The following is a 23278-nucleotide window of genomic DNA, read 5'->3' on the forward strand; positions in this document are numbered from 1 at the left end:
CGGGCACCTTGCGCGCGCTGTCGCTGTTCATGCCGCGCAGCACGTCGATGGCATCGAGCACACCCTTGGCGGTGGGCGCGGCGCGCAGTTTGAGCACGTCCAGGAACTGCGGCGCATAGCGGCGCAGCGTGGCGTAACTCTCGCCGATATGGTGCAGGAAATCAAAATCTGCAGGCCGCGCCAGCGTTTGCGCCTCGGTGACGCTGGCGGCGAAGGTGTCCCACGGCATGACCGCTTCGATGGCGGCGAACGGATCGCCGCCGTTTTGTTTGGCTTCAATCAGCGCCTGACCGATGCGCCCATACATCCGCACCTTGTCGTTGATCGCCTTGCCGGAAGCCTGGAACTGCTGTTGATGCTTGTTCTTGGCCGCATTGAACAGCTTGCCGATGATGCGGTCGTGAAGGTCGATGATTTCATCAGTGACGGTGGCCATGCCTTCGATGGCCAGTGCTACCAAGGTGGCGTAACGCCGCTGCGACTCGAACTTGGCCAGGTCGGCGGGCGTCATCTGGCCGCCCTCGCGGGCGATCTTGAGCAAGCGGTTTTGGTGTACCTGCCGTTCGATGCCAGCAGGTAGGTCAAGCGCTTGCCAGGCTTTGAGGCGTTCGATGTGTTCAAGCATGTGGCGCGAGTTAGGCTTGGCGGGCGATTGGCGCAGCCACGCTAGCCACGTCATTTTGCTACCATCCTTGCGCTTGAGCAGTTCGTCCAGGCGCTGGCGATGGACAGGTATCAAGGAATCGGCCAATGCCGCATGGATGCTCCGGTTGGCACGGGTAATGGCCTCGGCGCTTGCGCGCTCGATGGCATTCATGGCGGGTAGGATGATGCTCTGCCGCCGCAGGTTTTCAACAAGGGTGCTGGCCAGCACAATGCCTTTGTCTGTTTGCAAGGCCAGTTCGGTCAATGTATGCACGGCTTGCCGGTAGTGACTCATGGTGAAGGGCTTGAATCCAAACACCGTTTGCAGCTCGACCAAGTGCTCCCGCCGTGTCTGCTCGCGCTGGCCGTAATCGTTCCAGCTTTCCACCGGCACCTTGAGTTGTGCGGCCACCATGCGCAGCAGGGGCGGAAACGGAGGCTCATCGATGCCCAAGAAGATGCCAGGGAATCGCAAGTAGCAAAGCTGCACGGCGAAGCCCAATCGATTCGCAGCGCCGCGACGCTGGCGGATCACCGATAGGTCGGTTTCGTTGAACGTGTAGTGCCGTATCAGTTCGTCTTTGGCATCTGGTAGTGCCAGCAGGCTTTCGCGCTCGGTGGCGGACAGGATTGAGCGGCGCGGCATGATCAGTCTTCCCGCAGGTACTGGTACAAGGTTTCGCGACTGATGCCGAAGTCATGGGCCACCAAGGTTTTTTGATCGCCTGCCGCGACTCGCTGTTTCAACTTGGCAATTTGTTCGCTGTTCAGCGATTTCTTTCGTCCCCGGTAGGCACCGCGCTGCTTGGCCAGCACGATTCCCTCGCGCTGGCGTTCGCGGATCAGTGCGCGCTCGAACTCCGCAAAAGCCCCCATGACCGACAGCATCAAATTGGCCATCGGTGAGTCATCGCCGGTGAACGCCAGCCCTTCTTTGACAAACTCCATCCGCACGCCCCGTTGTGTCAGCCCCTGAACGATGCGGCGCAGGTCATCGAGATTGCGTGCCAACCTGTCCATGCTGTGCACCACCACGGTGTCGCCCTCGCGCACAAAGGCCAGCAGCCTTTCAAGTTCGGGACGTTGCGTGTCCTTTCCGGAAGCCTTATCGGTGAATACCTTACCGACTTCGATTTGCTCCAGTTGCCGATCAGGGTTCTGGTCGAAGCTGCTGACGCGGATATAGCCGATACGTTGACCTTGCAAGATGCCTCCAAAGGTAAAAGTGTCAGGATGAAATCTATTACCCTTGGCGGCTTGTGTCAATAAATACAAACTACAACTCTATTCTGACGTGCTTTGCGCCAAGCATCTGACATCAGGTTAGGGTATAGCTTAACCGGACACCTCGGCCTCTGTGCCTTTACTGCTTTTCGGTACAACCGTCAAGAACAGGCAGAGCGCTCCGATAGTTATCGCCACATCAGCGAGGTTGAAGGCGGGCCAGTGCGCAAGTCGCCAATGGAAGTCAAGGAAATCAACAACCTGTCCACGCAGCACACGATCCGCGACATTGCCCAGCGCACCGCCGAGGATCAGGCTGTATCCCATCGCTTCGAGACGGGGCAATTGCTGGCACAGCATGCGTCCCAGCCAAGCAGAAACGACCAGGCCCAGCGTGATGAAAAAGTAACGTTGCCAGCCGCCAGCGTTCGCCAGAAAGCTGAATGCCGCGCCGGGATTCAGGACATGGACGAAGTTGAAGAAGGGCGTGACTTCGACCTGTTCACCGTAGGCAAACGTGCGGGTGATGGCGAACTTTGCGAGCTGATCGGTCATGACAGCACTGGCGGCCACTGCGAACCAGACCCAAGTCGATGTGCGGCGAGCCGATTGCCACACAGGGGCGGCCAGCGGCATCAGCCACCCGGCGAGCGCCGTGCAACTCAATCCAAGTACCCACCCCGCCAGCACATCGGCAGGAAAGTGCATTCCGGCTGCGATGCGTGACCAACCGACCAATGCGGCGTACAACACCAAGCCGATGCGGCCACGACGGCCTATCAAAGGCCAGAGCGCGCCGACCACCAGCGCGGCATAGGTGGCATGCCCGCTGGGCAGGCTGTAGTGTCGTTCGATGCCCCCGATAACGCGCACCATGTCGCCAAAAACGGCAGGCGGGCGTGGAAAGTCGATCCATAGCTTCAAGATGGTGGCGACGAGAAATGCCAACGCAAAGGCCACGCTAAGACTCTGAGTCTGTACCGGATGGCATCGGCCCGCGTTGGGTCAGGTGCCGACTTTGACCATCCCCACATCGCCAAGAGCATCAGTGGTGCAGTCCAGTAGTTGCCTATCACAAGGTTGAAGAACGATGCCAGCGGTTCCAGCGCTGCAGGTGTGCTCATGTTGATGGCTTGGAACAACGCGATGTTCAGACCACCCCAGTCGTAGAGAAAGAATTTCCAGCTCATTTGCGCAACAGCCTCAAGCCATTGCCAACGACGAGCAAGCTGGCCCCCATATCAGCAAACACCGCCATCCACATGGTCGCTTGACCCGTGAAGGTCAGCACCAGAAATACTGCCTTGATGCCAAGGGCCAGCACAATGTTTTGCATCAGCACCTGCGCCGTCGCACGCGACAGGCGCACGAAGGTCGGAATCTTGCCCAGGTTGTCGTCCATCAGGGCCACGTCAGCGGTCTCGATGGCGGTATCTGTGCCAGCCGCTCCCATGGCAAAGCCGATGTCCGCACGCGCCAAGGCCGGGGCATCGTTGATGCCATCACCGACCATGCCGACCTTGCCCTTTATGGCCAGTAGCTCAACTTCGCGCAGTTTGTCGTCTGGGAGCAGATTGCCTTGCGCACGGTCGATCCCGGCTTGTGCGGCAATGGCCTGTGCCGTGTGGGGGTTGTCGCCGGTCAGCATCATGGTGTTGATGCCCAGTGCATGAAGCTCGGCAATGGCGCTCCTGCTGCTTTCCTTGATGGTGTCCGCTACGGCAAATAAGGCATGAACCCCTTTTGCGCTGACCAACATCACGACAGTTTTACCCATGGTTTCCAGCGCCGCGATGCGCTGTTCCAGCTCGGGAGTACGCTGCCCCAGCTCTTCTAGCATCCGCTGGTTGCCAAGATGGTAGGTTTCACCGTTGATTTGGCCCTGCACACCCCGACCGGGCAGCGCGTTGAATTCGGCCACGTCGAGCAAGGCAACCCCGTCCGTCTGCGCGGCCAGTGCCACCGCCTTGGATACAGGATGGTCCGAGCGGGCCGCCAGACTGGCAGCGATGCTGCGGCTGTCCGAGGCGAGTGCATTGCCCCATGTGACAAAGTCGGTCTGTGCGGGCTTGCCGTGCGTGATCGTGCCGGTCTTGTCCAGAGCCAGCCAGCGCAGCTTGCGGCCTTCTTCCAGATAGACGCCACCTTTGATGAGAATGCCGTGGCGGGCGGCGGCGGCCAGGCCGCTGACGATGCTGACCGGTGTAGAGATCACCAGTGCGCACGGGCAGGCGACCACCAGCAGAACCAATGCACGGTAGATCCAGTCGAGCCATGCCGCACCCATGAACAGCGGCGGCAACAACGCGACGGCGATGGCAACGCCGAATACAACGGGGGTGTACCAGCGGGCGAACTGATCGACAAAACGCTGAGTCGGCGCACGACTACCTTGCGCAGCCTCTACCGCGTGAATGATCCGGGCCAAAGTGGAGTTGTTGGCCAAGGCGGTGACGCGGTACTCGAACGAGCCGGATTCGTTGATCGTGCCAGCGAACACCGAATCACCGGGGGATTTTTCGACCGGGAGGCTTTCACCCGTGATCGGGGCTTGGTTGACGGCAGAGCGGCCTTCCAGCACCTCACCATCAAGGGCGATGCGCTCACCTGGTTTGACCCGGACGCGGGCGCCGATGGTGATTTGCTTGGCGCCCACCTCGCGCCATGTGCCGTCAGCCTGCTGTACCGTGGCCTGTTCCGGGGTCAGGTCGAGCAGGCCACGGATAGCGTTACGAGCGCGATCCAGCGATTTGGCTTCGATTACCTCGGCCAGCGCGAACAGTACCATCACCATTGCCGCTTCGGGCCAGTGGCCGATCAACATGGCACCCGTGACCGCAATCGACATGAGGGCGTTCATGTTGAGATTACGGTTCTTGAGCGCAATCCACCCCTTCTTGTAGGTGGAGAGGCCACCCGTGAAGACCGCGACAAGCGCCAGAACGACAACCGACCAGTGATTGCCGTTGTGGAGCCAGTAGACCGCCTCGGCCGCCGATGCAGTGACCAAGGAGATGCCCAGCGGCCACCAGTTGGTCGGCGTGGTCACAGGGGCGGCGGATGGAGATGCGACCTCTGCCGTGTCCACGACCTGCGCCTCGAATCCAAGCGCTTGCAGTGCCACGAGCACGTCTGGCAGAACCTGGTTCGCATGGCGTACCGACAGCGTGCGCTGCATCAGGTTGAAATCGAGATCAGCAACACCGGCCACGGTGCCGAGCTTGTTGCGGATCAACGTCTCTTCGGTCGGGCAATCCATCTTGGCAATGGACAGCTTGGTCGTCTGCTCGGCCGACGCCTGATCCATGCGCACAGCTTGCATGCCGATGGCCTTCAGCGCCTGCTCGACGGGAGACAACGAAGGCAATTCGTGTCGCACGGCCAAGGTACGTTGCATCAGGTTGAATTCAAGACCCGCCACCCCCGCCAGACCGGCCAGTTTGCTTCGGATCAGCGCCTCTTCGGTCGGGCAATCCATGTTCTCGATGCGGTACACCGCTTGAGCCGATCCGGTTGCCAGCGGGGCCGGTGCCGTGGGTTGGATGATCGGCTCAGTCGTGCAGCCACACCCCTTTGAAGCGCATTCGCTCATGAGTAACTCCTGAAAATCTTCTATTCAGCCTCCATTAAAATCTCTATAGTCACTATAGAGTCAAGTGATAATTGGAGATTGATGCATGGAAATCAGAATTGGCGACCTCGCCAAGCGCTCTGGGTGCGAGGTCGTGACCATCCGCTACTACGAGAAGGAAGGGCTACTGCCGAAGCCAGCGCGAAGCGGTGGCAACTTCCGGCTGTACGGTGAGGCGCACATTGAGCGCTTGCAATTCATCCGTCATTGCCGTTCGCTCGAGATGACGTTGAGCGAGATTCGCGCATTGCTGGGTCTGCGAGACAACCCGATGCAGGACTGTGGGGAGGTCAACACGCTGCTGGAGGCCCATATTCAACAGGTGGAAATGCGTGTATCCGCGCTGTTGCAGTTAAAACGGCACTTGGTTGATTTGCGCGAGAAGTGTTCTGGCTCTCGATCTGTAGAGGCGTGCGGCATTTTGCAAGGGTTGGGCAATTGCAATTGCCATGGTGAAAGTGCCACGAACAGTCAAACATCTGGGTAAGTAAGGGCTTAGCGTGCTTTATTTTCCGTTTTCTGAGGCGACCCCTCAAACAAACCACAGCATCGAGACTATAAAATTTTCTATGAATGCGCCATTTTTCAAAAACACAGTTCAACTCTCTAAAATTCATTGATTTTATAGCCGAATGCTAGATAAAGATCTTAAGGAAAATGAGTTATGGGCTTAAATTTTCCTGCATAAATAACCCTTTCTTGCAAGTAAGCCGTTTATAGGTACCGTAGAATGGTTGTTCCATTATCCTAGCAACCTCTTTTTAAGTCTTAAGGAGAAATGTATGAAATTAACTCAATTGCGTCATCTTGCGGTAGTACCACTGGCCTTTACGTTGCTTTCTTTTAATGCCAGTGCTGTCAGTCCGCCTCATCCAACAGGACTTAATGCCCCAATGATTAATGTTTCTCGTATGAACACCAATAATTATGCTCCAGGGGAAGCCGTTAAAATGTTCCCTGCCCCCAACAAAGGCATGGTTCAACATATTTTGACATTACCTAAGCTTGAGAATGAAGCAGACTACATGGTCGAGATCCAAATAGGCCAAACTCAACAACTTGTTGATTGCAATAAACATGGACTCAATGGTCAGCTTAAAGAGCTCACCGTTGAAGGTTGGGGTTATAACTACTATCAGGTCGATGAAATATCAGAAGGCCCAAGCACTATGATGGCCTGTTTTGAATTAGCCAAAAAAGAAGCATTTCTGAGGATCCCAAGTGAATTAACACTGCGTTATGACAGTCGTTTACCAAAGGTGTTTTATCTACCCGAGGGTGCAGAACTGCGCTTTAGAACGTGGAAGGCTGATTCAGCGTATCAATATTCAAAGTAATCATGTAATAAAATCAAAAAGAAGGGATATCTATTGCAGATATCCCTTTTCATTTTGAATCTTAACATTGAGTCGTGCTAATTGACGTTTTCTAACACAACCCAGACAGCTTTACCTAAGGTTGCGAGCATAACAGCGCAAAATATGGCGATGACCGCAGTATAGGAAAGCCAACGAAGATAGCGTTGACCTTTATCCATGGTATTGTGTTATGTCAATTAACCGATCTGTGTGAGCCCGCCCATGTATGGACGCAGCGCCTCAGGGATAGTCACGCTACCATCAGCATTTTGATAGTTTTCCAAAATTGCAACTAAGGTACGACCTACCGCAAGACCAGAGCCATTTAAGGTATGTAATAATGCGGGTTTGTTATCAGCCTTAACACGGTAACGGGCTTGCATACGGCGCGCTTGGAAATCCTTCATATTTGAGCATGAAGAGATCTCACGGTAAGTGTTTTGCCCAGGTAACCACACTTCAATATCGTAGGTCTTGCTTGAGCCAAAGCCCATATCACCGGTACAAAGCACCACTGTACGATATGGTAAGCCTAAGCGTTGTAAAACCGTTTCCGCATGGCCAGTCAACACTTCGAGTGCAGCCATTGAATCTTCTGGCTTAACTAGCTGTACTAATTCTACTTTATCAAACTGATGTTGACGAATTAAGCCACGGGTATCTTTACCGTAAGACCCTGCTTCACTACGGAAACACGCGGTATGTGCGGTTAATTTAATGGGTAACTCATCTTCATCAACGATGGTATCACGCACTAAGTTGGTTAATGGCACTTCTGCGGTTGGAATAAGGCTTAAGCCTTGGCCTTCTTCGGTCGCAGGTTTTGTGTGGAATAAATCCTCACCAAACTTAGGTAATTGGCCAGTACCCAATAAGCTTGCTTCGTTAACCAGTAATGGCACGTAGGCTTCGGTATAACCATGCTCAGTGGTGTGTAGATCTAGCATGAACTGCCCTAATGCACGATTTAAACGGGCAATTTGGCCTTTCATCACGATAAAGCGTGAGCCAGTGATTTTCACTGCGCTCTTAAAATCTAAACCGTTTAGGCCTTCACCTAAATCGATATGATCTTTAACAGGGAAATCGAAGCTGCGTGGCGTGCCCCAACGACGGATTTCGACGTTTTCAGTCTCGTCAGCACCGATAGGCGCAGACTCGTCTGGCAGGTTTGGCATCGACATAGCAATCGCGTTCACTTCTTCAAGTACCGCGGCCAGCTCGACTTTCTTCGCATCTAATTGCGCACCTAAATCGCCTACCTGCGCCATGATGGCATCCACATCTTCGCCGCGGGATTTAGCTTGTCCGATGGACTTGGAAATAGCATTACGCGAGGCTTGCAGCTCTTCCGTTGCCACTTGCAGTGACTTACGTTTTTCTTCTAATTGGGTGAGATGAGCGACATCTAAAATAAAACCACGGGTAGCTAATCGCTCAGCGGTCACTGCTAATTCGTTGCGCAAAAATTTAGGATCTAACATGTGATATATTCTTAATAGTTAAATGCGAGAAAAAACCAGTTGTTGACCTAAGTAAACCATAAACAAACATAGACTTAGGTTCAACACCACATTCAAAGCTGCCTTCAACCAATCTCCTTCTTGCATCAGCAATAAAGTTTCGTTTGAGAAGGTTGAAAACGTTGTCAAAGCACCTAACAGGCCAACACCAATTAGTGCTTTGAGTTCTGGGCTGATATGACTCAATTGTCCCAGTGCGTAAATGACGCCCATTAAAAATGAACCAAGGACATTGACCAACAGTGTACCAAAAGGAAAACTGCTGCCAAATACTTGGATCATGAATATTGAAATAAGATAGCGAAAAACCGCACCAATGGAACCACCTAAGGCCACAAGTATGAGATTATTCATACCTTTTTCTCCCACTGGCTTGATCTAATTGCGCTAATTGCGCCAATTTGTCCTTAATCCGCTTCTCAAATCCGCGTTCAGTCGGGAAATAAAATTGCGATGCTTGTAAGGATTCGGGGAAATAATTCTCGCCGCTGGCATAGGCATTGGGTTCATCGTGGGCATAACGATACTCGGCGCCAAAACCCATTTCCGCCATGAGTTTTGTGGGTGCATTACGTAAATGATAAGGCACGGCCTCTTGGCCCGTTTCGCGCGCCAGCGCCCTCGCCGCTTTAAAGGCTGTATACACGGCATTACTTTTAGGCGCACTGGCTAAATACACAATCGCTTGGGCAATCGCCCGCTCACCTTCGGCAGGACCTACGCGGTGGAAACAATCCCAGGCATTGAGCGCAATGGTCATCGCAGCGGGATCCGCGTTGCCCACATCTTCTGAGGCTATAGCTAATAAACGTCTGGCGACATACAGCGGATCGCCGCCGCCTTCTAAAATGCGGCAAAACCAGTACAGCGCCGCATCGGGCGCCGAGCCACGAATCGATTTATGTACCGCTGAAATCAAATCGTAAAACTGATCGCCATTTTTATCGAACCCCGCCACTTGATGACCGGCGACTTGTACCAGCATTTCAGTGGTAAAACTGCCACCATCGGCCACCATATCGCTCATCAACTCAAGCAGGTTCAGCGCCTTACGCGCATCGCCATCACATAACTGCGCCAGCTTACTGAGCACATCAATTGGCATAATTAACTGTCGTTGCCCCAAGCCGCGTTCGGTGTCCGTTAAGGCTTGGGTGATAATATGCACTATCTCGTCATGGCTTAAGCGCTTGATAAGATAGACTCGCGCCCGCGACAGTAAGGCATTATTGATTTCAAATGAAGGGTTTTCCGTGGTCGCCCCAATAAAAATCACAGTGCCATCTTCAATAAAGGGCAAAAAGGCGTCCTGTTGACTCTTATTAAAGCGATGCACTTCATCAACAAATAACAAGGTACGTTGGCCACGGGATTGAGCAATCGCTTGCGCTTGCTCAATGGCGGCGCGAATATCTTTTACACCCGACGTGACCGCCGAAATACGTTCGACATGGGCATTAGAATAATGGGCGATAAGTTCAGCAAGGGTCGTTTTACCTGTGCCCGGCGGTCCCCATAACATCATCGAATGGGCGCGGCCCGCTTCTAATGCTTGGCGTAGTGGTTGGCCCTCACCTAACAAATGAGCTTGACCTATGTACTCAGCTATCGTCCTTGGGCGCATACGCGCGGCCAAAGGACGAAAATCGGGCGCAAAATTAAACGATAAACTACTCACTCGCTAACCTATTGGGATTTAACACGTTGGTCATCAACATCAACGTTATCTGGCAACACAAACTTAAACAGCGCTTTATCCGCAGAACTAATAGTGTGTTGATTGCTTAAGTCAAACTGGCTCAGATTGCCTTTATCATCGAGTACATTAAATTTATTCAGTGTGCCTTTGTTAAAACACACATTGACCGCAGAAATACCAGCGTCCATCGACTTAGGTTTGATTTCATAACAGTCTTGCTTCTTGGTCACGCTATATTGCGACCAAGTGGCATCATCGCGGTGAACTAATAAAGCGATAGGCGATGCATTAATAGCTTCAGCAAAATCCATAATCACAACTTCCTCGGCAAAGGGGTTGTAGATCCATAAGTCTTTACCGTCGGCGACAATTTTAGACTCATCGGGCGCCGTTAAATGCCAATAAAACTGATTAGGGTGAGCAAGTGCAAATACGCCAGCACCGCTTTGGATAACTTTTTTATTCACATCAGTAACGGTTTGCTTAAAATCCGCCTTAAGGGACTCCGTGCCGTTTAAGGTTTCGCGTAATTGCTTAGCATCATCGGCCAACACTGCATTGCTGTATAACAATGGTGATAACAACACAGCACACAACAGTTTTTTCATAGGTATCCTTTGGACTAAAAGTTGAACTCGCCGCATTATGGCGAGTTCAAACTGACATCTAGCTTAACATTAATAGTGTTTTGGGGCCGGAGGCGCTAACACTTCGCGGTTACCGTTATGGCCCTGCGCCGACACCACGCCCTGCATTTCCATTTGTTCGATAATACGCGCAGCACGGTTATAACCAATCTTAAATTTACGCTGCACGCTCGAAATCGAACCTCGGCGAGTTTCGGTCACGAAGGCGACGGCCTCATCGTAGAGCGGATCGTATTCTTCATCGGATTCGGCGGTTTCACCCGGCAATAGCACTTGTTCACCCTCACTGACGCCATTGAGGATCTCATCAATGTATTGTGGCTTACCACGGGCGCACCAATCGGCTACCACACGGTGAACTTCATGGTCATCGATAAAGGCACCATGGACACGATTTGGCACTGCGGTTCCGGGCGGTAAGTACAACATGTCACCCATACCGAGTAAGGTTTCGGCACCTTGCTGATCTAAAATGGTACGGGAGTCGATACGGGAAGACACTTGGAACGCCATCCGCGTCGGAATGTTAGCCTTGATTAAGCCGGTGATCACATCCACCGACGGACGCTGGGTCGCGAGGATTAAATGGATACCCGCAGCACGGGCTTTTTGGGCGATACGGGCGATCAGTTCTTCCACTTTCTTACCGACAATCATCATCATGTCGGCAAATTCATCGACAACCACCACAATCGAAGGCAGTTTATCTAAGGCTGGTGCCTCTGGCTCCATGCTGTCAGACGATTTCCACATAGGATCATAAATCACTTCACCATTGGCTTTAGCTTCAGCGATTTTCGCGTTATAGCCCTTGATGTTACGAACGCCCATCATAGACATTAGCTTGTAGCGGCGCTCCATCTCACCCACACACCAACGCAGCGCATTGGCCGCTTCTTTCATGTCGGTAACGACTTCACAGAGTAAATGCGGGATACCTTCATAAACCGAGAGCTCAAGCATTTTCGGGTCAATCATGATAAAGCGAACATCTTCAGGACCAGACTTATACAGCAAGCTGGTGATCATCACGTTCACCCCGACTGATTTACCCGAGCCTGTCGTACCAGCAACCAATAAGTGCGGCATTTTACCTAAGTCAACCACCACAGGCTCACCGGAGATATCTTGGCCAAGCACCATAGTTAAATTCGATTTGCTCTGAGTAAAGGCTTCACAGTCGAGTACATCACGCATATACACTGTTTCGCGAAACTTGTTTGGCAGTTCGAGGCCAACGTAAGATTTCCCTGGGATCACCTCAACGACTCGCACACGCTCTGCCAGCAGTGAACGGGCTAAGTCATTTGCAAGGTTTGAAATCTTAGAGGCTTTAATACCTGGCGCAAGTTCAAGCTCAAAACGAGTGATCACCGGACCTGGATAGACCCCCACAACAGTGGCAACAATATTAAAGTCGGCAAGCTTAGCTTCAACCAAACGTGCCACATGTTCTAACTCTTCGGGACTAATCGGGTTCTTTTTGCGATCAGGCACATCGAGCAAACTGATGCTTGGCAACGGATCCATAGGCTTAGTCGGCACAGGTTTATCTTCTTGGCCGGGTAATACGACAATGCCATCGACAATCTTAGCCTTAGGAGCTTGCTTTTGGCGCTGCGCTTGAGTCACTGCCCCCGTAGATGCTTTGGTATCAAAATCGATCACATCGTCATCATTGAACGTTAAGATGTCATCATCTTCATCAATGATAGCTTCGCGATGCAATACTGGTTCATCCTCATCGTCGTCGAAAACCTGAGCGTTGAAACCGTTATCGGTTTCATCTTCTTCCAAATCAGCATCTTGCGCTTTAGCTACCCAAGGTGGCGCTTCAAAATGACCATATTCAGCCACCGCGCTAACAGGATCAAGTTGCGGCTCAACGCGTTGCTGGCCTTTAGGTTCAGCTTTTGCTTTATTGTTGTTTAAACTTAAAATTTTAACCAAAGAAGATAACTTACCTTTACCACTACTGGCTTCAGTGATGAATTCTTCACGGGGCTCTTCTGGTAAAGCCCGTGTATGGATCACGCGACTTTGTGTTGTATCTGGTTGACGTATTTTAGCTTTATCAAGCACATGCTGCGAATCACGACGCTCGCGGAATTTATCCACAACAGACATAAAACCGCGAGTATCTTCCGTTTCTCGCTCACGCTTTAACGACTGAGGTAAACGTTTGAGTTGTTTGTAGCACCAGATTGAGACAAAGCCGACCTTTTCAACCACAGTCAGCCAACTGATCCCTGTTAATAGCGTAAAACCCGAGCCTAAACAGCACAATAGCAATAAGGTTGTGCCTAACTTATTAAAATATGGCAGCATCGCTTGGCCAATGACATCACCAGCTACACCGCCTGCGGAAAACTCATAGATATTATTGGCGTTCATGCTGGCTAATGCCGAAAAACCAAGAATAAGTAGCAGAAAACCAATGATCCGCAATGCAACCGAAAAGTAGTCGATTTCCAACAAATCATGGGCCCGCTTAAAAAGCAGCCAACCAGTAGAGGCGACAATAATTGGCATGATATAGGCTGTCACGCCAAAAAAATACAGCAGAATATCGGCGATCCAAGCACCAACAGCCCCTGTCCAGTTATTGATATCACCTTGAAAATGAGACTGACTCCAACCCGGATCTGAGGGACTGAAACTGGCTAAAGCGAGCAAAATATAAGTGGCTACAACACAGCAAATGATGAGTCCGCCTTCGAGCAGACGCTGCAAGCCTGAGAGCGTGCGTACACTATTTCCTTGAGACAAACGACTTAATCCATAAAATTGAAACAGGTGGGCTAACGATACCAGAATCCCATTAAATGTGGAGCATCTTAGGCGGTTTTTCTCCTAAGAATTACTGCTATAAGCTAAAAAAACGCTCTTGGCTCATAAAAGCTAGGACTTTGACCATTAACTGATTATTCCGCAATCAATTTAGGCTACATTGTTGAAGACAAATGCCAGATAAAAATATGCCCCTAAGCTGGCTAACTTAAGGGCAAAAGCAAGGTTATAAGTGTGGTTTTAAAAGGCTTACACTGGAATAAATAAGGGGCCTAGGCCCCTTATTGTAACCGTTTCAGGGTATTAAATATCGCAGAGCAGCTGGTTTATCGCAACACGACTAGTATGTTTAACTTCTTCCATCACCACGTAGGTACGGGTATCAGAAACAGAAGGTAATTTCAGTAAAGTTTCGCCCAATAGGCGGCGATAAGCCGACATATCAGAAACACGTGTTTTTAATAAGTAGTCAAAGTCACCAGAAACGAGATGACATTCTTGAATATCATCCAACAGTTGCACAGCGCGATTAAACTTATCAAATACTTCGGGAGTATCACGGCTTAATGTGATTTCCACGAATACCAGTAGGGATGCACCCAAGAAATGAGGATTCACCAAAGCAGTATAGCCATTGATATATCCTTGCTTTTCGAGTCGTTTCACTCTTTCTAAACACGGAGTAGGACTTAATCCCACTCTTTTAGATAGTTCCACATTTGAAATGCGTCCATCAATTTGTAATTCATTAAGAATGTTGCGATCGATGCGATCCAAGTCTTTTACAGGACTCTTTTTATTATATGCCATTTATTTAACCTTGCTTTATCACTAAAACAACATTTTATTCTACGTATGTCTAAAGTTCAGCAGCATAAACTGCGTCGCCGATACTATACTAGATATCCCTGAATTAATCACGTTCAGGTCACGATAAAATAACAATTATGCCCATTAAAAGTGGGTTTTTCAGGCAATTGAGGCTCAAAAATGATTATTGGTGTACCAAAGGAAATTAAAAACCACGAGTATCGTGTCGGTATGGTTCCTTCAAGCGTTCGCGAATTGACAATCAAAGGTCATGAAGTGTTTGTAGAAACGAATGCCGGCACGGGAATTGGTTTTACTGATCAGGATTATATTGATGCAGGCGCAAAAATATTAGCAACTGCTGCTGAAGTCTTTGCTAAAGCAGAGATGATTGTAAAGGTAAAAGAGCCTCAGGCAGTTGAACGCGCCATGCTGCGTCATGACCAGATTTTATTCACTTATCTGCATTTAGCACCGGATTTACCACAAACTGAAGATTTAATTAAAAGTGGTGCCGTATGTATCGCTTACGAAACTGTGACCGATGACCGTGGTGGCTTACCGCTGTTAGCCCCGATGTCAGAAGTGGCTGGCCGCATGTCTATCCAAGCGGGTGCGATGGCGCTGGAAAAATCTTCTGGTGGTCGTGGTATGTTATTAGGTGGTGTACCCGGTGTTGAGCCAGCTAAAGTTGTGATCATTGGCGGTGGCATGGTCGGTACTAATGCAGCGCAAATGGCTGTCGGTATGGGCGCAGATGTAGTTGTGCTTGATCGTAGCATCGATGCACTACGTCGCTTAAACATGCAATTTGGTTCTGCAGTTAAAGCGGTTTACTCGACTGCCGATGCGATTGAGCGCCATGTATTAGAAGCTGACTTAGTCATTGGTGGCGTATTAATTCCTGGTGCTGCGGCACCTAAACTGGTGACACGTAGCATGATTTCTCGTATGAAACCAGGCAGTGCTATCGTAGACGTTGCTATCGACCAAGGCGGTTGCGTGGAAACCTCCCATGCAACGACTCACCAAGATCCAACTTATATCGTTGATGATGTTGTGCACTACTGTGTAGCGAACATGCCAGGCGCAGTAGCCCGTACATCAACCTTCGCTCTCAATAACGCAACTCTGCCTTATATCCTTAAGTTAGCTAACTTAGGTTATAAAGCCGCCCTGTTACAAGACAAGCACTTACTAAACGGTTTGAACGTAATGCACGGCAAACTGGTTTGTAAAGAAGTGGCTCAAGCATTAAATCTTGAGTACACAGCGCCAGCAAGTTTATTAGCCTAATCATATGAGAGCCTAGGTTCACACGGACCTACTCTGCTTTGTTCGGCCTCACTCTGTTGAGGCCGATTTTTTATGCAGATCACAATTATCTTCACTCACGCCGGTTTTAAGCCATAGCCTTAGTAAACTCAGGCTGACAATTTGCCTTAGGATTCGATTAGCATAATCTAAAAGAATCACCAAACATCGCTTTACCCCTACAGGTAAATTCCCTACAATCCATGCAATTTGCTAAAAGCACGGAGAGAAAAATGAGCCAAGTCAGACATAGTAACCTATTGATTTTAGGTTCAGGTCCCGCAGGATACACCGCTGCAGTTTATGCTGCGCGCGCAAACTTAAAGCCTGTGATGATCACAGGTATGCAGCAAGGTGGTCAGTTAACGACCACGACTGAAGTTGAAAACTGGCCAGGTGATGCAGAAGACTTAACGGGTCCAGCATTAATGGAACGTATGCAAAAGCATGCGGAAAAATTTGATACTGAAATTCTGTTCGATCATATTAATGAAGTGACGCTAACTGAGCGCCCTTTCCGTTTAAAAGGCGATAACGGCGAATATACCTGTGATGCGCTAATCATCGCCACTGGCGCCTCTGCCCGTTACCTAGGACTTGAGTCTGAAGAAGCGTTCAAAGGACGCGGCGTATCGGCCTGTGCAACCTGTGATGGTTTCTTCTATCGTAATCAAAAAGTTGCAGTGATTGGTGGTGGTAACACAGCCGTTGAAGAAGCACTATACCTAAGCAATATCGCCGCCGAAGTGCACTTAATTCACCGTCGCGACACCTTCCGCTCAGAAAAAATTCTTATCGACCGTTTAATGGATAAAGTCGCCAACGGCAACATTATCCTGCATCTAGACCAAACCATGGAAGAAGTGGTTGGTGATGCAATGGGTGTAACAGGTCTAAAAATGAAGAGCACCAAAGACGGTTCTATCACTGATCTAGCCGTTGCCGGTGTGTTCGTGGCCATTGGTCACAGCCCAAACACAGGGATTTTTGAAGGCCAATTAGAGATGAACAACGGCTATTTGAAGGTGCAGAGTGGTCTCCAAGGTAACGCCACGCAAACCAGTATAGAAGGCGTGTTTGCCGCAGGTGATGTGATGGACCAACATTACCGTCAAGCGATTACCTCTGCGGGTACAGGTTGTATGGCAGCATTAGATGCCGAGCGTTACTTAGACGCGAAGAAATAATCTACTGTAAGTCTTATCTAAACTCAAATAATAGCAGGCACAGGTTAACTACCTTAGCCTGCTTTTTTTTATCTGCATGTTGTGGCTAAAAAACAGCAACAAAAAAAGGGACCAAATGGTCCCCTCTTAAGTGCGACAAACTAATTGCTTAGTTTAACGCTTCTTTTGCTTTTTCAACTAAAGTTGCGAATACAACTTTGTCAAATACAGCGATGTCAGCCAAAATCTTACGATCGATTTCGATAGACGCCTTTTTCAGACCGTTGATGAAACGGCTGTAAGACAGACCATTTTGACGAGCTGCAGCATTAATACGTGCAATCCACAGTTGGCGGAATTGACGTTTTTTCTGACGACGGTCACGGTAAGCATATTGACCAGCTTTAGTTACTGCTTGAACAGCAACGCGGTAAGTACGGCTACGAGCGCCATAATAACCTTTAGCTAATTTTAAAACTTTCTTGTGACGAGCACGTGCGGTTACACCACGCTTAACTCTTGGCATTTTCTAATCTCCTAAATTAAGCGTATGGTAATTGACGCGCGATTGCTGGAACGTCAACTTTGGCAACTAAACACTTGTTACGTAAGTGACGCTTACGCTTAGTGCTCTTTTTGGTCAGAATGTGACGTAAATGGGCTTGCTTGCGCTTGAAACCATTAGCGGTTTTCTTAAAACGCTTCGCTACACCTCTGTCGGTTTTCATTTTAGGCATTACTAAAACTCCGCATTGGGATGTTAAATAAAAAGCAAGGCGAGCGAAGGCATATAGCCTTCGCTACTTTTATAGGTTGCCCTACTTATTTCTTTTTAGGCGCTAGCACCATGATGGCTTGTCGGCCTTCCATTTTCGGGAAAGATTCAACAACCGCATACTCATCCAAATCAGTCTTAATACGGTTCAACAGATCCATACCAAGATTTTGGTGGGCCATTTCGCGACCTCGGAAACGCAGCGTAATTTTCGCTTTGTCCCCGTCTTCCAGAAAACGTATCAGGTTGCGTAGTTTTACCTGATAGTCGTTTTCGTCAGTTCCAGGACGGAATTTAATTTCCTTAACCTGAACCTGCTTTTGCTTCTTCTTTTGTTCCTTGGCTGACTTAGCCTTATCAAACAGGAACTTACCGTAGTCCATAATGCGACATACTGGAGGTTCAGCATTTGGACTAATTTCAACTAGGTCTACACCTGCTTCATCTGCCAAATTCTGAGCATCTCTGATGCTCACCACACCAATAGCTTCACCATCAATGCCGGTTAAGCGTACTTCTGGTACACCTGTGATTTCTTCATTGATTCTATTAGGGGCCAGCTGACGCCCTGCTGTTTTCTTGATCTTTATGACCTATTCCTCCAACAATTTGAGACTACGGAGCGAAATCTGTTGATGGATTTTAGCGGCGAAATCTTCAATTCGCATCTTACCTAAATCAACGCCATCACGAGTACGCACCGCGACTTCCTTATTTTCCATCTCTTGATCGCCAACGACCAATAAATAAGGGACACGCCTTAAGGTGTGTTCGCGTATTTTAAAGCCTATTTTCTCATTCCTCAAGTCAAATGAGGCACGAATACCTTGTTCTTTGAAGAATTTGACCACTTCTTCAACATAATCAGCCTGTTTGTCGGTGATATTCATCACGACAACTTGCATTGGCGCTAACCATGTTGGGAACCGACCAGCATATTCTTCAATTAGAATACCTAAGAAACGCTCCAACGAACCTAAAATTGCACGATGGATCATCACAGGCGTTTGACGGCTATTATCTTCCGCCACATAAGTTGCACCTAAACGGCTTGGTAATGCGTAGTCAAGTTGCACTGTTCCGCACTGCCATGCACGGTCTAAACAGTCGTGCAGTGTGAACTCAATCTTAGGACCGTAGAAGGCACCTTCACCCGGTAAAATAGTGAATTCAATATTATTAGCACGTAAGGCTTGTTTCAACGCTTCTTCAGCTCTATCCCACATCGCATCGTCACCGATACGTTTTTCTGGGCGAGTTGATAGTTTTACCACGATGTTTTCAAAACCGAAGGTAGAGTAAGTATCGTATACCATTTGGATACAAGAGCTGACTTCCGCTTGAACTTGCTCTTCAGTACAGAAAATATGGGCATCGTCTTGAGTAAAACCACGTACGCGCATCAGGCCGTGCAGTGAACCAGAAGGCTCATTACGGTGACAGCAACCAAATTCCGCCATACGCAATGGCAAGTCACGGTAAGATTTCAAACCTTGGTTGAAAATCTGTACGTGGCCAGGGCAGTTCATTGGCTTAACCGCATATTCACGGTTTTCACTGCTGGTGGTGAACATGGCTTCTGAGTACTTATCCCAATGACCAGAACGCTCCCACAGTACGCGGTCCATCATGAGTGGACCTTTCACTTCTTGGTAAGTGTATTGGTTTAATTTACGGCGAATGAATCTTTCTAATTCGAGGAAGATGCTCCAACCGTCGTTATGCCAGAACACCATACCCGGTGCTTCTTCTTGCATGTGATACAAGTCGAGCTGCTTACCGATTTTACGGTGGTCACGCTTAGCCGCTTCTTCGAGGCGAGTTAAATAGGTGCTCAAGGCTTTTTTGTCAGCCCATGCAGTACCATAAATACGTTGCAGCATCTTGTTTTCAGAGTTACCGCGCCAGTAGGCGCCGGCAATGCTCATCAATTTAAAATGCTGGCAAAAACGCATGTTTGGCACGTGAGGACCACGGCACATGTCAGTATATTCTTCGTGATGATACAGAGCAGGTGTCGCATCTTTGCTGATGTTTTCATCCAGAATCGCAATCTTATATTCTTCACCGCGAGCGGCGAAGGTATCACGGGCTTCTTGCCAGCTTACAACGCGTTTCACTACGTCATAGTTGGTTTTTGCCAGTTCAAGCATACGTTTTTCGAGGGCTTCGATATCTTCTTGAGTCAGCTTATGCTCAAGATCGATGTCGTAGTAGAAGCCGTTATCGATCACAGGACCGATCGCCATCTTGGTTTGTGGCCATAATTGCTTGATTGCATGGCCTAATAAATGCGCACAAGAATGGCGAAGGATTTCAATACCTTCTTCGTCTTTAGCGGTAATAATAGAAAGTTCAGCATCGATTTCGATAAGATCGCAAGCGTCTTTGAGTTCGCCATTCACGCGACCAGCGATACAGGCTTTCGCAAGACCAGGGCCAATATCAGCGGCAACATCGAGAGTCGATACGGGATGTGCAAACTCGCGTTTGCTACCATCAGGAAGTGTAATTACAGGCATGAAATATCCTTGTCCAGTGGTGACCCACACGTAGGGCCACATGGTGATTAAGTAAAAAGAGTAATGCTCGCGAGGTTAAGACAGTACAGGAGTCTTAGCCGCCTTGCGTAGCAGGCAGTTATTCTACGGGATCATCTTTAATACACGCAAGTTAAATGGCCCGATTGCTGGGGTTGGCGCCCAAATCGATGCATTTATTAAAACCAATCCGCGAAGTTTGCCGTTAATTCATCATATTGCAGTCAATCGTTCATGTGGCAGTCATCTAACGCCCCTACGCTATGCGCGTTAAATGACCGCGGGATTCTTTGTTATTTGCCATAACAAATGCCGTTGCCGTCACATCGCTGTAAATAATGAAGCAAAAGGAGTTGGTATGTTCACGAGTATCCTATTGACGGTTGCACTTAACCAAGTCGCCCAGAATTCAATCTCTGTTAACCCCATACCAAAAACACAACCTGAGCCGATAGTGGTTCAAAGCCAAATTATACAATTCGATACTATTGGCTTACAGGCCGATATCCATGCCGAGCTTTTGCTACAGATAGAACGACTATCGCAGGCCATTAGTGACAATATAGAGGAAGGCATATTACCGACGGCACCTGTCGAACTGATGACTGTAAAGGATTGAGTTAACTTATACTGGTGCACATGCTTGACGGTTCTTACGCTAGAAAATTTTAGTGAAAAAGTACCAAGCGCTGAGCTGAATGGAAAAATCTAGTTACTGAGATTTTGATATCGACTTTATCTAAGCTGCCACGGCACATTCTTGTATACTCAACAAAGCCAGTATGACGGCTTAGCGACAAGTGTCATCCCTTCATTAGCGAGGAGTAGCGCCATGAGGATCATGAATAAAGTGATTGCGTGCCCCCACTGCGGACACCATCAACATATTAGTATTGATGCCAGCAGCGGCGATCAGGATTATTACGATGACTGCCGAATTTGTTGTAACCCCATCCACCTGCGTTTACATGTGGATGATGCCCGCCGAACCATAGAGTTATATATTGACTCGGACGACGAGCAAATTTATTAGGCATGTTGATTAAGATTGGTTGCTAAAACGTTTAGCCAGCACACGCTCAACGGTGTCGACGATGGCTTGGGTTTGGCTGTCAATTTCGATATTTAACTCATCACCAACCTGACATTGGCCTAAATTAGTCAACTTAAGAGTTTCTGGGATCAAGTGCAGCATAAAAGTACTCTCGGTCACCTCGCCAACGGTAAGGCTGCAACCATTTACCCCAACAAAGCCTTTATAGAGAATATAATTCATCCATTTAGGCTCGACGCTTAAGGTCAGATCATAATGTTGCTCGGTGTGACTAATGTGACTGACTTTTGCCTTGGTATGAATGTGTCCAGATAGGATATGGCCGCCAATTTCGCTACCAAAAGTCAGAGAGCGTTCAATATTAACGCGCTGCCCAACGGATAAATTTGCCAAGTTAGTCAATCTTAAGGTCTCTTCCACTACATCGAAAAATACCCTATCATCAACGACCTGAGTCACCGTCAGACATACCCCGTTATTTGCCACACTTGCGCCAATTGCAAGTCCCTCATGCAAATCAGGTTTAAACGCTACCTCAAGGGTATTGAGGCCATCTTTCTTATGTATTGCAACCACCTCACAGGTGGCTTGAACTATACCAGTAAACATTTTTTGCTCGCTTATTCGTTAAAGGCTGTATTTATGAATCATTCAGGCTTTCAGGCCAAACGCTTAATTCAACTCGCACTTCCAGTGTTGATCGCCCAAGTGACACAAACCATGATGGGGTTTATCGACACGGTAATGGCGGGGCGCGTCAGTGCGGTCGATATGGCCGCAGTTGCCGTGGGAACCAGTCTTTGGTTGCCCGCAATTCTATTTGTACAGGGGCTACTGATGGCTTTTACTCCATTATTTGCCCATCACAATGGTGCAAATAATCAGAAAGCCATTCAACCTTTGGCGTTTCAAGGCGCCTACTTAGCCTTAATTGGCGGCCTTGGCGTAATGGCGTTTCTCGCATCCGCGCCACTCGTGCTCAGCCATATGAATTTAGAGCCCCAATTGTACAACTTAACCATAGGATATATCGACGGTATTTTATGGGGTGCCCCCGCATTTGTGCTCTATCAAGTATTGCGCGGTTGCAGTGAGGGGATTTCATATACCTTACCCACTATGATCATCGGTTTTGTGGGACTCGCCGTAAATATTCCAGCAAACTATATCTTTATTTATGGTCACTTCGGCGTGCCTGCCATGGGCGGCGCTGGCTGCGGTGTCGCAACTGCATTGGTATTTTGGGCCATGTTGATCGCCATGACGATTTATATGCAGTTTCATAAGAAATTTGCAGCATTGGCGCCCTTTAGCCAATTCCATCGCCCCGATTTTACCACCATGAAGAAGATGACCAAGCTCGGCATGCCAATCGCGATGGCGTTATTTTTTGAAGTAAGTTTGTTTGCGATTATCGCCCTGCTGCTGGCGCCATTAGGCGCAACTGTGGTGGCAAGTCATCAGATAGCGTTGAACTTCTCCGCTATTGTATTTATGTTGCCACTGTCGATTGGTATTGCCGTCTCGATTCGTATTGGCTACTACCTTGGCCGCGATCGTGCAGATATTTCTGCCGTGGTGGCTAAAGTCGGATTGTGGTTGGCACTATCGTTGGCCTTATCGACGGCAATCTTAACGGTGATATTCCGCTTTCAAATCGCCGAGTTATATAACAGCGATCCTGAAGTGGTGGTACTTGCGGGCAGTTTGATGTTGATGGCCGCGCTATATCAACTATCTGACTCAGTCCAAGTGGTTGCCGCTGGTGCACTACGTGGATATAAGGATACCCGCAGTGCGTTTTATATTACGCTGTTTTCCTATTGGGGAATCGGCATGACCTTAGGTTATACCTTGGCGTATACCGACTTTATCGTACCCGCCATGGGCGCCCATGGCTTTTGGGCAGGATTGATTGCAGGTCTCACCTCGGCGGCGCTGCTGTTTTTCATCCGTCTACGTTATATTCAAAAGCATGGCGTACATTTAAGTCTGATTGAAGGCGACAGCGTGCACCATTGACATAGGACATAATTCACTGAATCAACGGCGAGCATTAGCTCGCCGTTTTGTTTAATTTCTTTTAATTTTGCAATCTTTGA

At 49.0% G+C, this 23278-nt stretch carries 21 protein-coding genes and 1 pseudogene; 7 read left to right on the forward strand and 15 right to left on the reverse strand.

Going from position 1 to position 23278, the window contains the following annotated elements:
• The 4 genes and pseudogenes from SHEWPOL2_RS08345 to SHEWPOL2_RS08360 form a co-directional block, all read right to left on the reverse strand.
• On the reverse strand, positions 1-1291 hold a 1291-nt coding region (locus SHEWPOL2_RS08345), incomplete at its 3' end, for a DUF4158 domain-containing protein (RefSeq protein WP_037427627.1).
• Between the two features lie 2 nt (positions 1292-1293).
• Positions 1294-1851, reverse strand: coding sequence for a recombinase family protein (locus SHEWPOL2_RS08350; protein WP_037427667.1), 558 nt, complete (start codon positions 1849-1851; stop codon positions 1294-1296).
• Positions 1852-1980: 129 nt separating this feature from the next.
• A pseudogene (lspA, locus tag SHEWPOL2_RS08355) lies at positions 1981-3059 on the reverse strand (signal peptidase II).
• Positions 3056-5461 carry a heavy metal translocating P-type ATPase gene (locus SHEWPOL2_RS08360; protein ID WP_037427629.1) on the reverse strand — a complete coding sequence of 802 codons (2406 nt, stop codon included), beginning with the start codon at positions 5459-5461 and terminating at the stop codon, positions 3056-3058. Before SHEWPOL2_RS08360 ends, lspA begins: the two are co-directional and overlap by 4 nt.
• Before the next feature lie 85 nt (positions 5462-5546).
• On the opposite strand from SHEWPOL2_RS08360, the gene cadR reads away from it, so the two are divergent.
• Together cadR and eco are read left to right on the forward strand one after the other, a co-directional pair.
• Entirely contained in the window at positions 5547-5987 is a 441-nt protein-coding gene (gene cadR, locus SHEWPOL2_RS08365; RefSeq protein WP_011638890.1) for a Cd(II)/Pb(II)-responsive transcriptional regulator, read from the forward strand.
• 295 nt (positions 5988-6282) lie between these two features.
• On the forward strand, positions 6283-6837 hold the full coding sequence (gene eco / locus SHEWPOL2_RS08370; RefSeq protein ID WP_037427630.1) for a serine protease inhibitor ecotin: 555 nt from the start codon (positions 6283-6285) through the stop codon (positions 6835-6837).
• Between the two features lie 218 nt (positions 6838-7055).
• Here the strand turns inward: eco and serS are convergent, their stop codons facing one another.
• From serS to lrp, 6 genes are all read right to left on the reverse strand, one after another.
• Entirely contained in the window at positions 7056-8342 is a 1287-nt protein-coding gene (serS, locus tag SHEWPOL2_RS08380) for a serine--tRNA ligase (protein ID WP_037418445.1), read from the reverse strand.
• 18 nt (positions 8343-8360) lie between these two features.
• Positions 8361-8735 (reverse strand): fluoride efflux transporter CrcB, encoded by a 375-nt coding sequence (gene crcB, locus SHEWPOL2_RS08385; protein WP_037418443.1) that lies wholly within the window; start codon positions 8733-8735, stop codon positions 8361-8363.
• Positions 8728-10059 carry a replication-associated recombination protein A gene (locus SHEWPOL2_RS08390; RefSeq protein ID WP_037427631.1) on the reverse strand — a complete coding sequence of 444 codons (1332 nt, stop codon included), beginning with the start codon at positions 10057-10059 and terminating at the stop codon, positions 8728-8730. The genes crcB and SHEWPOL2_RS08390 overlap by 8 nt, the downstream gene beginning before the upstream one ends.
• Positions 10060-10067: 8 nt before the next feature.
• Positions 10068-10688 carry an outer membrane lipoprotein chaperone LolA gene (gene lolA, locus SHEWPOL2_RS08395; RefSeq protein ID WP_037427634.1) on the reverse strand — a complete coding sequence of 207 codons (621 nt, stop codon included), beginning with the start codon at positions 10686-10688 and terminating at the stop codon, positions 10068-10070.
• Positions 10689-10757: 69 nt separating this feature from the next.
• Positions 10758-13496, reverse strand: a complete 2739-nt coding sequence (locus tag SHEWPOL2_RS08400) for a DNA translocase FtsK 4TM domain-containing protein (protein ID WP_037427635.1) — start codon at positions 13494-13496, stop codon at positions 10758-10760.
• Between the two features lie 324 nt (positions 13497-13820).
• Positions 13821-14327 carry a leucine-responsive transcriptional regulator Lrp gene (gene lrp, locus SHEWPOL2_RS08405; RefSeq protein WP_037418431.1) on the reverse strand — a complete coding sequence of 169 codons (507 nt, stop codon included), beginning with the start codon at positions 14325-14327 and terminating at the stop codon, positions 13821-13823.
• 180 nt (positions 14328-14507) lie between these two features.
• Between lrp and ald the strand changes: the two genes are divergently transcribed.
• On the forward strand, positions 14508-15623 hold the full coding sequence (gene ald / locus SHEWPOL2_RS08410) for an alanine dehydrogenase (protein ID WP_037418428.1): 1116 nt from the start codon (positions 14508-14510) through the stop codon (positions 15621-15623).
• Positions 15624-15874: 251 nt separating this feature from the next.
• Positions 15875-16828 carry a thioredoxin-disulfide reductase gene (gene trxB / locus SHEWPOL2_RS08415; protein WP_011622726.1) on the forward strand — a complete coding sequence of 318 codons (954 nt, stop codon included), beginning with the start codon at positions 15875-15877 and terminating at the stop codon, positions 16826-16828.
• Positions 16829-16976: 148 nt separating this feature from the next.
• Here the strand turns inward: trxB and rplT are convergent, their stop codons facing one another.
• From rplT to thrS, 4 genes are all read right to left on the reverse strand, one after another.
• Positions 16977-17333 carry a 50S ribosomal protein L20 gene (gene rplT / locus SHEWPOL2_RS08420; protein WP_006081652.1) on the reverse strand — a complete coding sequence of 119 codons (357 nt, stop codon included), beginning with the start codon at positions 17331-17333 and terminating at the stop codon, positions 16977-16979.
• Positions 17334-17349: 16 nt separating this feature from the next.
• Positions 17350-17544 (reverse strand): 50S ribosomal protein L35, encoded by a 195-nt coding sequence (rpmI, locus tag SHEWPOL2_RS08425; protein WP_011072303.1) that lies wholly within the window; start codon positions 17542-17544, stop codon positions 17350-17352.
• An 85-nt stretch (positions 17545-17629) separates the two neighbouring features.
• The gene (gene infC, locus SHEWPOL2_RS08430; protein ID WP_011072302.1) at positions 17630-18172 is read right to left on the reverse strand and encodes a translation initiation factor IF-3; all 543 of its coding nucleotides are present in this window, start codon (positions 18170-18172) and stop codon (positions 17630-17632) included.
• Positions 18173-18175: 3 nt separating this feature from the next.
• Positions 18176-20104 (reverse strand): threonine--tRNA ligase, encoded by a 1929-nt coding sequence (gene thrS, locus SHEWPOL2_RS08435; RefSeq protein WP_037418422.1) that lies wholly within the window; start codon positions 20102-20104, stop codon positions 18176-18178.
• Positions 20105-20480: 376 nt separating this feature from the next.
• Between thrS and SHEWPOL2_RS08440 the strand changes: the two genes are divergently transcribed.
• The gene (locus SHEWPOL2_RS08440) at positions 20481-20741 is read left to right on the forward strand and encodes a hypothetical protein (RefSeq protein WP_235522180.1); all 261 of its coding nucleotides are present in this window, start codon (positions 20481-20483) and stop codon (positions 20739-20741) included.
• Positions 20742-20954: 213 nt separating this feature from the next.
• Positions 20955-21155 carry a CPXCG motif-containing cysteine-rich protein gene (locus SHEWPOL2_RS08445; protein WP_011622722.1) on the forward strand — a complete coding sequence of 67 codons (201 nt, stop codon included), beginning with the start codon at positions 20955-20957 and terminating at the stop codon, positions 21153-21155.
• A 9-nt stretch (positions 21156-21164) separates the two neighbouring features.
• Here the strand turns inward: SHEWPOL2_RS08445 and SHEWPOL2_RS08450 are convergent, their stop codons facing one another.
• The gene (locus tag SHEWPOL2_RS08450; protein WP_037418419.1) at positions 21165-21785 is read right to left on the reverse strand and encodes a riboflavin synthase; all 621 of its coding nucleotides are present in this window, start codon (positions 21783-21785) and stop codon (positions 21165-21167) included.
• 33 nt (positions 21786-21818) lie between these two features.
• Here SHEWPOL2_RS08450 and SHEWPOL2_RS08455 point away from each other — a divergent pair, with 33 nt between their 5' ends.
• Complete coding sequence (locus SHEWPOL2_RS08455; RefSeq protein WP_037427637.1) at positions 21819-23198, forward strand: MATE family efflux transporter; 1380 nt, start codon at positions 21819-21821, stop codon at positions 23196-23198.
• Positions 23199-23278: the final 80 nt, after the last annotated feature.

The sequence above is a fragment of the Shewanella sp. POL2 genome, from assembly GCF_000282755.1.
GTDB lineage: Bacteria > Pseudomonadota > Gammaproteobacteria > Enterobacterales > Shewanellaceae > Shewanella > Shewanella xiamenensis.

Bases quoted from the DNA above. Each gene is read 5' to 3' on its own strand.
- SHEWPOL2_RS08360 (WP_037427629.1), bottom strand. From the start codon at position 5,461: ATGAGCGAATGCGCTTCAAAGGGGTGTGGCTGCACGACTGAGCCGATC.
- cadR (WP_011638890.1), top strand. From the start codon at position 5,547: ATGGAAATCAGAATTGGCGACCTCGCCAAGCGCTCTGGGTGCGAGGTC.
- eco (WP_037427630.1), top strand. From the start codon at position 6,283: ATGAAATTAACTCAATTGCGTCATCTTGCGGTAGTACCACTGGCCTTT.
- serS (WP_037418445.1), bottom strand. From the start codon at position 8,342: ATGTTAGATCCTAAATTTTTGCGCAACGAATTAGCAGTGACCGCTGAG.
- crcB (WP_037418443.1), bottom strand. From the start codon at position 8,735: ATGAATAATCTCATACTTGTGGCCTTAGGTGGTTCCATTGGTGCGGTT.
- lolA (WP_037427634.1), bottom strand. From the start codon at position 10,688: ATGAAAAAACTGTTGTGTGCTGTGTTGTTATCACCATTGTTATACAGC.
- lrp (WP_037418431.1), bottom strand. From the start codon at position 14,327: ATGGCATATAATAAAAAGAGTCCTGTAAAAGACTTGGATCGCATCGAT.
- ald (WP_037418428.1), top strand. From the start codon at position 14,508: ATGATTATTGGTGTACCAAAGGAAATTAAAAACCACGAGTATCGTGTC.
- trxB (WP_011622726.1), top strand. From the start codon at position 15,875: ATGAGCCAAGTCAGACATAGTAACCTATTGATTTTAGGTTCAGGTCCC.
- rplT (WP_006081652.1), bottom strand. From the start codon at position 17,333: ATGCCAAGAGTTAAGCGTGGTGTAACCGCACGTGCTCGTCACAAGAAA.
- rpmI (WP_011072303.1), bottom strand. From the start codon at position 17,544: ATGCCTAAAATGAAAACCGACAGAGGTGTAGCGAAGCGTTTTAAGAAA.
- thrS (WP_037418422.1), bottom strand. From the start codon at position 20,104: ATGCCTGTAATTACACTTCCTGATGGTAGCAAACGCGAGTTTGCACAT.
- SHEWPOL2_RS08440 (WP_235522180.1), top strand. From the start codon at position 20,481: ATGTTCACGAGTATCCTATTGACGGTTGCACTTAACCAAGTCGCCCAG.
- SHEWPOL2_RS08445 (WP_011622722.1), top strand. From the start codon at position 20,955: ATGAGGATCATGAATAAAGTGATTGCGTGCCCCCACTGCGGACACCAT.
- SHEWPOL2_RS08450 (WP_037418419.1), bottom strand. From the start codon at position 21,785: ATGTTTACTGGTATAGTTCAAGCCACCTGTGAGGTGGTTGCAATACAT.
- SHEWPOL2_RS08455 (WP_037427637.1), top strand. From the start codon at position 21,819: ATGAATCATTCAGGCTTTCAGGCCAAACGCTTAATTCAACTCGCACTT.